Origin of the sequence: Rhodococcus sp. MEB064, assembly GCF_000834565.1 — a bacterium.
Classification (GTDB): Bacteria; Actinomycetota; Actinomycetes; order Mycobacteriales; family Mycobacteriaceae; genus Rhodococcoides.
Window position 1 is genome coordinate 151793 of record NZ_JXQS01000074.1, and the last position, 6055, is coordinate 157847.

7 protein-coding genes are annotated in these 6055 nt (G+C 62.6%); 3 read left to right on the plus strand and 4 right to left on the minus strand.

Annotated features, from left to right (window positions below; all coding sequences use genetic code 11):
• Positions 1 to 5 precede the first annotated feature (5 nt).
• Complete coding sequence (locus tag RU01_RS21785; protein WP_052493423.1) at positions 6 to 716, plus strand: isochorismatase family protein; 711 nt, start codon at positions 6 to 8, stop codon at positions 714 to 716.
• Between the two features lie 34 nt (positions 717 to 750).
• Here the strand turns inward: RU01_RS21785 and RU01_RS21790 are convergent, their stop codons facing one another.
• On the minus strand, positions 751 to 1908 hold the full coding sequence (locus tag RU01_RS21790) for an NAD(P)/FAD-dependent oxidoreductase (protein ID WP_042576652.1): 1158 nt from the start codon (positions 1906 to 1908) through the stop codon (positions 751 to 753).
• Positions 1909 to 2117: 209 nt separating this feature from the next.
• On the opposite strand from RU01_RS21790, the gene RU01_RS22325 reads away from it, so the two are divergent.
• On the plus strand, positions 2118 to 3161 hold the full coding sequence (locus RU01_RS22325; protein WP_156149042.1) for a LuxR C-terminal-related transcriptional regulator: 1044 nt from the start codon (positions 2118 to 2120) through the stop codon (positions 3159 to 3161).
• A gap of 31 nt (positions 3162 to 3192) precedes the next feature.
• Here the strand turns inward: RU01_RS22325 and RU01_RS21800 are convergent, their stop codons facing one another.
• Positions 3193 to 3957 (minus strand): MBL fold metallo-hydrolase, encoded by a 765-nt coding sequence (locus tag RU01_RS21800; protein WP_197074861.1) that lies wholly within the window; start codon positions 3955 to 3957, stop codon positions 3193 to 3195.
• 260 nt (positions 3958 to 4217) lie between these two features.
• Between RU01_RS21800 and RU01_RS21805 the strand changes: the two genes are divergently transcribed.
• On the plus strand, positions 4218 to 5162 hold the full coding sequence (locus tag RU01_RS21805) for a hypothetical protein (RefSeq protein WP_042576654.1): 945 nt from the start codon (positions 4218 to 4220) through the stop codon (positions 5160 to 5162).
• Positions 5163 to 5261: 99 nt separating this feature from the next.
• On the opposite strand, the gene RU01_RS22670 is transcribed toward RU01_RS21805, so the two are convergent.
• Both RU01_RS22670 and RU01_RS21815 read right to left on the minus strand, forming a co-directional pair.
• Positions 5262 to 5606 (minus strand): WhiB family transcriptional regulator, encoded by a 345-nt coding sequence (locus RU01_RS22670; RefSeq protein ID WP_082043324.1) that lies wholly within the window; start codon positions 5604 to 5606, stop codon positions 5262 to 5264.
• A 12-nt stretch (positions 5607 to 5618) separates the two neighbouring features.
• A partial coding sequence (locus RU01_RS21815) for a biotin/lipoyl-containing protein (protein WP_331386549.1) occupies positions 5619 to 6055 on the minus strand: 437 nt, incomplete at its 5' end.

Consider the following 6055-nt stretch of genomic DNA (forward strand, 5'->3'; position numbering starts at 1 on the left):
AAAGCATGGAAAATGAAATTACTCAGCGTCGTTGGTGGCTCGAACTGTTCACGGAAGAGGACGGTTCCAATGTCTACGACGGGAACTACTTCACGGTGCACAGTGAGTTCGGACAGCGTCCCCTCGTCCTTGTCGTCGACGTGATGAAATCCTTCACCGGAGAGCAGGGCCTGACGTTGGCCGAGTCTCAGGTCGAATGGCCGACGTCGTGCGGTCCGGCCGCCTGGAACGCCATCCCGCAGATGCGGCGCATCATCGACCTCGGAATCGAATCCGGCTGGCCGATCGTGTACACGACCGGCCTACCTGGAGGTGGGGCTTTCGGGGGAACGGTCAAGGGCGAGCGCATGAACGCGGTCACCACGATGGATCTTCCTGGAGCGGTGGATATTCCGGACGTTGTGGCGCCATTGGAGGACCAACTTGTCCTGGCCAAGCCAAAGGCCAGCGCCTTCTTCGATACTCCCTTGGCGTCGTATCTCGTTCGAAACAAGATCGACACTGTCATCGTGGTGGGCGGTGCCACATCGGGATGTATCCGCGCCACGGTCATCGATTCCTACTCGCACGGGTTCTCCACGTTCGTCGTCGAGGACGCATGCTTCGATCGGTCTCGAATTAGCCAAGGTGTCAACTTGGCCGAGATGCACTTCAAGTACGCCGACGTGATGACAGCCGACGAGTTCGAAGCGCTCGCAGGCCGGCACAAGGCATAAGGCCGACTCTCGCCGTCGCCCACCACCCGCGACATCACATGGGCGCGCGCTCCTTGATACGTTGCGCGTGGTGGGCGAGCTGGCCGGTCGCATTGATACACAGCGCCCCGACTTGTACGCCATCTCGTGCGTAGGTGGCCACCAGGCTCCCGCTCGATGGTTGCTCGATCCGTACCGAATCGGCCGCGTTGCTCACCCCCACGAACCTCATGCGCGCGTCGTACTGATCGGACCCCAGAAACGGCACGCTCGTGAACGGTTCGTCCGACCCGAGCAGGGACGCCATGGCGTGTCGTCCCTGCTCGACTGCGTTGGTCCACTGCTGCACGCGCATCGACTCGTCGAACAACGGGTTGTACCACCGCGCGATATCTCCCGCCGCCACGACATCGGTCAAGGTTGTCTCGAGTGCCGCGTTGCACACGACGCCGTCGGTCACATCGAGGCCGCTGCCGCGTAGCCACTCGACGGCAGGTTCGGCGCCGGTGGCCGCGACGACGAGGTCGGCCGTGATCGACTCGCCGTCGGCGAGTTGCACGATGTACCGATCGTCGACCGCATCGACCGCGACAGCGAGCGTGCTGCACATGATGTCGACACCATGCTGCTCGTGAAGACCCAAGAACCACCGTCCGACCGCGTCACCGAGCACTCTCGCCAGCGGAGCTGGCGCCACCTCGATCACGGTGACTCGCCTACCCGAGAGCGCCAAGCCCGCAGTGAGCTCGAGTCCGAGGAAGCCGGCTCCGATCACCACGACGTGCTCGACCCCGGTCAAGCGTCCACGCAAGGCCTCGGCATCCTCGTGACTACGAACCGAATACAAATGCTCCCCCCCGGCCGCGAATCCACGCGACTGAGATCCGGTAGCGATCACCAGCCCAGCGTAGGGAACGGGTAATCCGCTGGAGGTACGGACGACGCGGTTGCCGGGGTCGAGTTCGATCGCCCGACAGTCTCGTAGCAGTGTCACGTCGTGTGCGTCGTACCACGCTGCGGGGCGCAGATGTTGTATCGGCTTTCCGCCCCCGGTCGACGACTCGACCAGCGGCGGGCGATCGTACGGCATCTCCGATTCGGCGCCCATGAGTGTCAGCGACCCTCGGTAGCCGCGTTCGCGGGCCGCCTCGACCGCGTGCACGCCCGCGACGGAGCCTCCCACGACGACGATGTTGTCCACAGTGTCTTCCATTCGCTTCGGAGGTTCCCGCTTCGGACGTTCCCACTTCGGAGGACAACCGTCCCATCCCATTACGCCACACACTCGACCGGCGTCACCCGATCGGGTACAACCCGCACTCGATTTCGCTGCAGCCCTCTCGTACCGGCGATCGAGGTGGCACGATTCGGACACGCTGGCCGACAGGTAGTGCGACGAATCACTTTGCGGTGGAGGTTCTCATGGCGGTTCACAGCCGGTCAGTTGCCGAGCAGTTCGTCTACGCCGTGCATTCGGCCCTCTCGCTCGCAGATGTCGGGGCGGCTTTCCTGTCCACGGCCGGGGCTGTGATCAAGGCCGATGTCGTCGGGCTGTATCGGTTTCCCGGCGCGAACAGGACCCCGATCGACGTGCTGTCCGATGCCGAATCCGACTTCCTACAGTCCTACGAAGAGCATGGTCGTAGCGACGACCCGGTTCTCGATTTCGTCGCAACGCATCGTCGTCCCACCGACTCGACCCGCGCAGCAGAGCGATCCACCTGGGCCAGGAGCGGCGCGTGCGCCGTTCTGGCCGAAGCTGGCCTGAGGCAGTCCTTGGAAGCCCCTCTGCTGGTATCGGGCGAACTCATCGGGACGGTCAACTTCGCTCGAATTTCTGCCGACGACAAGTTCGACACCGACGACCTCAGCTCCGCGCGCATGCTGGGCGAGCAGCTCAGTCTTGCGATCGAACGGGCATTGCGGTTCGAGCTGACCAAGCGTCGCAGCGCAGCCATGGAGTCCGCCCTCGACCGCGTCGCCGAAGGCATCGTCGTCTCCGATATCGGTGCGGGAATCCTGTATGCCAATCGTGCTGCCCGCGAGATTCTCGACAGCAGTACCGACGATCGCCGCCAGCATGCAGCAGAGTTGATGAACGACGCAGCCGACGCGTTGCAATCCGGGAGCCGCGTTCATTCGGGAAGTATGCGGATGGCTGATGGCACGGGGCATGTCGTTGCGAAGAGTTGGCTACAGGACGAGCGGCACGGCGCGGTGGTCACTGTTCTCAACCATTCTTCCGGCAGCGTGCATGGAGACCAACCGGCCCTCTCCGTGCTGTCGACACGCGAGCGCGAAATTGCTCGCCTCGTCAGCGACGGCTTGACATCGAAGCAGATTGCGGAGCGTGCATTCATCTCCGAGAACACCGTCAAGCAGCACCTCAAACGAATCTTCGCCAAGACCGATGTACGCAACCGCGCCGAGCTCGTCCAACTGATCTGGTCCAGCGGTGTTCGCTGAACTGATTCGATTCGATTGTCCTGACGACGAATCACACTTCGTCGACCGGTTCCCAGGTTGCTCCGCCATCCATATCGATACGGCCGAAAACCACGTCGGCGAAATGAGCTCCGACTCCGATGGTGTTCGGCGTGGCGAGCTCGTCGAGTAGTCGTTGGCGCTCAGCGATGGCAAGGTCGGGATCGTGGTCGATGGTCAGCGACCACTCGGGATTGGAAATCTGTGCCGAGGTGAGGAATATGTCGCCGAAAATCACAATTCTATGAGCACCGGCGGTGATGACGAAAGTGGTGTGGCCGGACGTATGACCACCTCGGACCCGAGCGTGTACTCCGGGGAATACCTCCTCGCCGTCAGCGAACGTGCGGACGTTCGGTTCCAGCTTGTCCAGCGCCTCTGGATGTACGCCGTGATCGCCACCGTGTGCGCGGCCCGCCCATTCCGTATCGGAGACCAGGTACGAGCAGTGACTGAAGGCCGAGTGATCGCTGCCCGGCGCATCACGCCAGGCCCATCCGATGTGATCGTGATGGAGATGGGTGATGGCAACGGATTCGATGCTGTCGAGAGGGCACCCAGCGAGTGCCAGATTGTTCAACATCTCACCGCTCTCCACGGCCTTGATCGGTCCACCCCACGCCGACGTGGAGACCGTTCCGAGTCCGGCGTCGATCAGGAGAGCTCGACCGTCCCGCTGCACGAGCACCGCACCCAGTGTATTGATCAACTGCCCGGCCTCGTCCAGGTATTCAGCTTTCGCCTGCCAATCCACATCGGTGGATGTCGGGAACAACACGCCTGGATCTATCCAGGCCGAGCCGTCGGGCACGAAGGTGAGCGTTGCGTCTGCGACGCGAAGGGTTCGCATTCTAGCCAATTCGCGATGTCGAACGGAAACGGGCTGTTGTTTCGTCATACAGCAGGACGCTACTGGCCTTACCGGTGTCGTCCTATGCCTCGTACGGGTACAAGGACACCGGCCTTGCTGCGCCAGTTCACCTTTCGGGGCGATGCGACAGGTACGCTTCCGCACATGCTCACCTCCGGGGACGTCACGTGATCGATTCCATTTCCGTGGCATTGGAGCCGTACGACCGACTTCTACCCTTGATCGACCTGATCTACCCCCCTGAGCAGAATCTGTCGATCGACATCAGGTGGGTAGGACAGCCGACGCCCCACGTGCACGGGCGCGACCGTCATGAACGATTCCTCCGGGACAAAGAGTTCGACGTCGCGGAGATACCCCTGTCGAGCTACCTGATGTACCGCCAGTCACGGCACGATCTGGTTGCACTGCCGATCTTTCCGCGCAGAATGTTCAGCTTCTCCAATATCTGGGTGCGCACGGATTCCACCGCCTCGTCGTGGTCCGACCTTCGCTCGGGCACGGTAGGCGTGCCCGCATTTCACATGGCGTTGGGCGTTCTCGCGCGTCGCGATATGAGGCTTGCCGAGGGGGTCGAGTGGAGAGACATCACCTGGGCCAGCCCGATAGGCAATTCATCGCAGATCACTCCGCACACAGCCCCGCTCGACACTGTCGATCTGCACTCCGCTCTGATCGACGGTGAGGTCGACGCGCTCGCGTTGGCTCACCTTCCCCACGACCCGGAATTCATGCGCAGCTGCCGCCGCCTCTACGGGGCTCGAGCAGAACACATCGAGCGGCGAATTCTCGATGATCAAGGCTACGTCCCCATCGTCCATGTGTTGGTGGCACGAAGAACAGCGGTAGCTCGGCACCCCGAACTTGCACAGTCGTTGATCGCGATGTTCGAGGAAGCCGGCCGCATCACCGCCGCTCGCTACAACGACCCGGCGTGGAGTCTCTGGTTCTGGGGTAGACAATCCGTCGAGATGCACCGAGCCGCGAACCCGAGCGACCTCTGGGCTCATGGGTTGGACCAGAACATTCGCGCGCTGAGGGACTTCTGCGACGCAGCGACAGAGCAAGGCATGTGCTCCGAGGTCGCCGACCTAACGGAATTGTTCGAGTAACCCACGGCGGTCAAAGAAGTTTCCCCTGCGTAAGGAGTTCATTCAGGTCACGGCCGTGTTCCGGTCGGTCGCCGCGATGACAGCTCGGCAACCGCCCGGCTACGAACCAGCGATAACTCGTGCACGCTCTGTGGGTGTCAGACCGCCCCACACTCCATGAGGCTCGTGGGTACGTACAGCATGATCCAGGCACTCGGTGATCACCGGACATGTCCGACACAGGTTTTTTGCCGCACGAACACTGGTCTCGCGCTCCGATCGCGCACCATCGAAATAGAAGACGTTCGTGTCGTACGAGCGACATACTGCTCGACTCTGCCACTGCCAGTACTGCGTCCGAGGCGGCGGAAGCTGAACCGATGCCCGGCAGAACTGCTGAGTGTTGATTTGTCGCGGTATTGCGGTGGTCCCGCGTGAATCTGATGTATCGGTGTCTGGGTTCATTCGAGGGTCCTGTCAGGATGGATCGGTGGTGTCGCCGACGGCGATGACGCAGATCAGGTCTCCGCCCTCGACCTGGGCGACACCGGACAGTGCGATCCGGGTGACGGTGCCCGCCCGCGGTGCGGTGACGGCTGCTTCCATCTTCATCGCCTCGATCGTCGCGACGGTCTCCCCCGCCGACACCGACTGACCCTCCGTCACCGTGAGGGTGACGACCCCGGCGAACGGCGCCGCCAGATGCGACGGATCGGACCGGTCCGCCTTCTCCGTCGTCGGCGCATCCGCCGAGATCGACCGGTCCCGCACCGACACCGGCCGCAACTGACCGTTGAGGATGCACATCACCGTCCGCATCCCCGCATCATCGGGCTCCGAAATGGCCTCGAGCCCGATCAGCAGATCCACACCCTTCTCCAGGCGCACCCGATGCTCGTCGCCCTGACGCAACC